General features: G+C 60.4%; 4 protein-coding genes. 1 reads left to right on the forward strand and 3 read right to left on the reverse strand.

Annotated elements, in window-relative coordinates:
• Together VXC91_RS43130 and VXC91_RS43135 are read right to left on the reverse strand one after the other, a co-directional pair.
• Positions 1-181, reverse strand: a 181-nt coding sequence (locus tag VXC91_RS43130; protein ID WP_329512815.1) for a GDP-mannose 4,6-dehydratase, incomplete at its 3' end; no start/stop codon positions are given.
• A 155-nt stretch (positions 182-336) separates the two neighbouring features.
• Positions 337-1386: a glycosyltransferase family 4 protein gene (locus tag VXC91_RS43135; RefSeq protein ID WP_329512816.1), complete on the reverse strand. Its 1050-nt coding sequence runs from the start codon at positions 1384-1386 to the stop codon at positions 337-339.
• 320 nt (positions 1387-1706) lie between these two features.
• Here VXC91_RS43135 and VXC91_RS43140 point away from each other — a divergent pair, with 320 nt between their 5' ends.
• Entirely contained in the window at positions 1707-2966 is a 1260-nt protein-coding gene (locus tag VXC91_RS43140) for an oligosaccharide flippase family protein (RefSeq protein ID WP_329512817.1), read from the forward strand.
• A gap of 3 nt (positions 2967-2969) precedes the next feature.
• Here the strand turns inward: VXC91_RS43140 and VXC91_RS43145 are convergent, their stop codons facing one another.
• Positions 2970-3917: a glycosyltransferase family 2 protein gene (locus tag VXC91_RS43145; RefSeq protein WP_329512818.1), complete on the reverse strand. Its 948-nt coding sequence runs from the start codon at positions 3915-3917 to the stop codon at positions 2970-2972.
• Positions 3918-3956 lie beyond the last annotated feature (39 nt).

The following is a 3956-nucleotide window of genomic DNA, read 5'->3' on the forward strand; positions in this document are numbered from 1 at the left end:
ACGACAGATGGGCCCGGGGGGTATGCGGATCCTGGTACAGGTGGTCGATCCTCTGGGTATTGAATGTCGATGCTCGGCGGACGACGCCGTGGACGTGGTAACCCTTCTTGAGCAGCAGCTCCGTGAGATAAGAGCCATCCTGGCCGGTGATGCCGGTGATGAGAGCTTTCTTTACGGTCACACGCGCTCCTGGCGGTTGAGTTCGGGTAGGTTTGTGAAGTCCGTCCGCCGATGGCAGAGGCCGATACCTCCTACGGAGGACGTATGAGACTCGCACGCGATTTCTGTCCACTGTGACGATTAGTTGTCCATTCCCCTCTGTGAAGTCCGGGTCATTTAGACAAGTAGATCTCGGTAGACGTCCATCGTCTGTTGAACGGTTCTGCTCCAAGGGAACATCTTTGCTCGCTGACGCCCCCTTCTTTCGAACTCCTTGCGCGTCGTGGCATCGAGCAGACGGCTGATCGCGTGAACGACAGCTTCGAGCTCACTTGGGTCGAAGAGAAGTGCCGCGTCGCCGACGACTTCTGGAAGAGAAGAGGTCCTGGCGGCCACCACAGGAACCCCTCGAGCCATTGCCTCGAGGGGAGGCAGCCCAAATCCTTCGTAGAGCGACGGGTATACGAGAGCCACAGCACGCTGGTAGATGCGGTTGAGAGTTTCGTCGTCGGCCTGCACGAATTCCACGCGATGCCATAGCCGACGGTTCTTCAACAGCTGTGTTTCCTCCTGCGTCGGGGCTCCCCCTCCGCAGCAGATCAATCGTAGGTCCGACAGTTCACGCGCACAGAGGGCTTCCACGACGATCGACCAGTTCTTGTAACGGTCCCTGGTCCCCACGTACAGCAGGTAGTCTTCGGGGTTCTTCCTTTCCTGCTGCGCCGGGACGTGCGTGCCGAGATGGATCACAGTGATCTTGCTGCGCGGCACGTGCAGCAGGGACACCATGTCGTCGGCAGTGGCATTCGAGATGGCAATGAGTCTATCGGCCCGATGAGCCCAGAAGCGCTGCCGATCGACGATGTCATTAGGGGGGAAGAGATGTGCGTATCTGAGATGGATCAAGTCGTAGAACGTGCACACGTGCGGATGTCTGCCCGGAATCGGATGCGCCGTATAGTACGTAGGATGAACAATCTGGCGTCCTCGCTGGGCCAGCGCATATGCCGTAAAGGCTCCCCTGCTCAAATGGAGTCGCTTACTGCCGGACATTCTTGACAGGGACTTCATACGGTGGCTTGCGATGTACTTGTTGCTGTGAAGTCCACCAAAGATGTCCGCGTCGACACCGCTTTCTCTGAGGCCTGCCTGCAGCTCGGAAAAGTATCGGGTAATTCCGCCGACTCTCTGCATCACGAACATGTCCGGTGAGAACAGTACCCGCACGTATACTCTCTCTCGCGACGCAAGTACGTCTGTTGTCCCCTGGTTGGCTTGTCAAGGGTTACACGACGCGCTGGTACTTTCTGAAGCGAAACCGCCTTTCGGCGTTCAGTGTCCAGCCGAATGGATCACGGATCGGTCATCATAAGAATGATATTCCCTTCTATGGTTTCTGTCGGAAGGTGAGGGATGTGAACGGTACGTTCAGACGTCTTCTCGCACCGCTTGATCGGCAAGGCAGCAGGGTGACGCGCCCGGAACCTCCGCTGCCTTCCTCGAATGCTGCTGGATGGCGTGGGATCATTACAGCCGGGGCGGCAACAATGGGCGCGCGGGGCATTTCCCTACTGGTTAGCCTCGTCATGGTGCCTGCTGTGGCGCGCGAGCTCGGGCCAGGGGAGTTCGGGCTGTGGCTCAACCTCACAACCGCCTACACGACGCTGGCAGTATTCGACTTAGGCGTGGGGCCTGCGGTCATGGGACAGGTCTCGGCAGCCCGTGGCCACGGTGACGGACTGCATATGCGCCGCGTGGTCAGTACAGCTTTTGTGTTTCTGGCGGTCACTGCGCTGGCCCTGATTTTGGTCTCCGGTGCCTTGACCCGTTTCATCGACTGGAGTGGCGTCCTGGGCGTGCAGCACGAGGTGCCCGGTGAACTCGTTCGCCAGCTGGTGTTCGCAGTAACCGCCACCGCGGCTCTGAGTCTTCCCTTCGCCATTGCGGGTCGTGTCTACCAGGCCATTCAACGCAGCCATGTCACGGCACTGAGCACCACGTTGGGAGTTGTACTGCAGGCCGGGACTCTCTTTTGGGTGATGGCGCTGGCGCCCGATCTCCACTACCTCTTCGTCGTGTTCCTCACGACGTCGCTGGCCGCTGGCGTGACGACGACCGTACTCCTGCTCACCCGCTCTGCTCCCGAACTTCGTCCGAGGTGGCGCTATGTCGACCGAGGGATCACTCTTCAACTCGCACGTGAAGGTGTGCAGTTCTTCCTGCTGAATGTGATCGGGATCGTTTCCTTCAGGGCGGACGCCTTTCTCGTCGGGCACTACCTGGGCGCAGCCAGCGTGCCCGCGTATCTACTGCCATTGAACATCTTTGCACTGATCCCTACTTTTACGATGATGTTTCTCACGCCATTGTGGCCGGCTTATCGGGAGGCTTGGGCCCGTGGGGACGGGGCATGGGTGCGCAGTGCGTATGTCCGCTCAGTGGCGTTCGTGACGACAGCGAGCGTGCTGGCCTCTGGTGCCCTGGTTGTCGTCGCCCCTTCGATCCTACGGATGTGGCTGGGTGTCAAGGCTGTTTCCCCATCGACGGGACAACTGGCTGCGCTCGCGTGCTATGCCGTGCTGATGTCCACCAGCAGCGCGGTGGGTGTCTTCCTCAATGGACTCGGAGCGCTGCGTCCACAGCTCTGTTTCGCGTCGGTCATGGCCGTGGTCAATCTTGGGGCATCGATCTGGTCACTGCGGCACATCGGCCTTTCCGGACCACTGTGGGCAACAGTTGTCACACAGACGCTTCTGGGACTTGCCCCCTGCATGATCTATGTCCGCAGACGTCTGAGCGTGTCATAGCCATTACCGGTTGAGCATCGCTCGCGCTGTGACCTTGATATACGGGAAGAAGAGAGAGTACGGAGTCCAAGGCAGCAGGTGGCGCAGACAGAACACTCGCCACGGTCCGAAGGGAAGTTCCCGCTTTGACAACTTCCGTCGGAGTGCCTCCCGCACACCGATGCCGGGCTCTGTCGAGCCGACCAGCGCAGGGTTCAACTCGCACACTCCCGCGTATTCCGGCGCAAGATACACGCCGATTCCTGCTTTTCGGGCGCGGAGGGAAAAATCCCAATCGCCCATGTTGTGGGGGAAGGCCGCGTCGATGTCACCGATCCTGCGATGCACGGACCGAGGAATCAGTACGACGTTCCCGTGGCATGCGTCCACTGCTTGGGGCGTACCTGATGGGTCAAGCAACGACGTGCGCAAGTGGCCGGATCTCCAGGCGATACCCCTCTGGCGTCGCAGCCCTGAGTAGGTCGTCGTCCTGAGTCCCCGGGAGCACATGGCACCTACGACCACCGCAGTCCCCCCGAGCCGGGCTGAAGTCGCAAGCAGCATGGTCAGTGCGGTTTCGTTGAGTGAGACGTCGTCGTTGAGCCACATCTGGTAATCGAACCGGCCGCTCCGCTGTGACGCGATGCGCATCCCTTCACCCCAAAAGACATCAGTACCCACGGATGTGACATCTGCGTCGGGAAACTCGCGGGTGACCGCTGCAACCGTTCCGTCTTCGCTCCCGGCATCCACCAGATGCACCTTCACAGTGACGCCCGGAGGAAGCCCCCGCTGCCGACTGAGGGTTGCCAGCGCGTTGAGGGTCTTGGCCTTCCGGTTGTGGCACGTCATGAGTACCGCGATGTGCACGCCCATCTTGGGTGCTGCCTTCCTGCACTTCTGTGGGTCGTCTCGTCGGCTCGCGAAGTCCTCGCCGGCCGTTGAGCTGCATCGTCGGGCTCGGCCGGTCATCTCGCCGGCTGCATCGGCACGGCCGACAGGGCAGCCGAC

This window comes from Streptomyces chiangmaiensis (genome assembly GCF_036281785.1).
GTDB classification, from domain to species: Bacteria; Actinomycetota; Actinomycetes; order Streptomycetales; family Streptomycetaceae; genus Streptomyces; species Streptomyces chiangmaiensis.

Coding starts and splice junctions, on each gene's coding strand:
- VXC91_RS43140 (WP_329512817.1), top strand. CDS start 1,707: ATGGGCGCGCGGGGCATTTCCCTACTGGTTAGCCTCGTCATGGTGCCT.
- VXC91_RS43145 (WP_329512818.1), bottom strand. CDS start 3,917: ATGACCGGCCGAGCCCGACGATGCAGCTCAACGGCCGGCGAGGACTTC.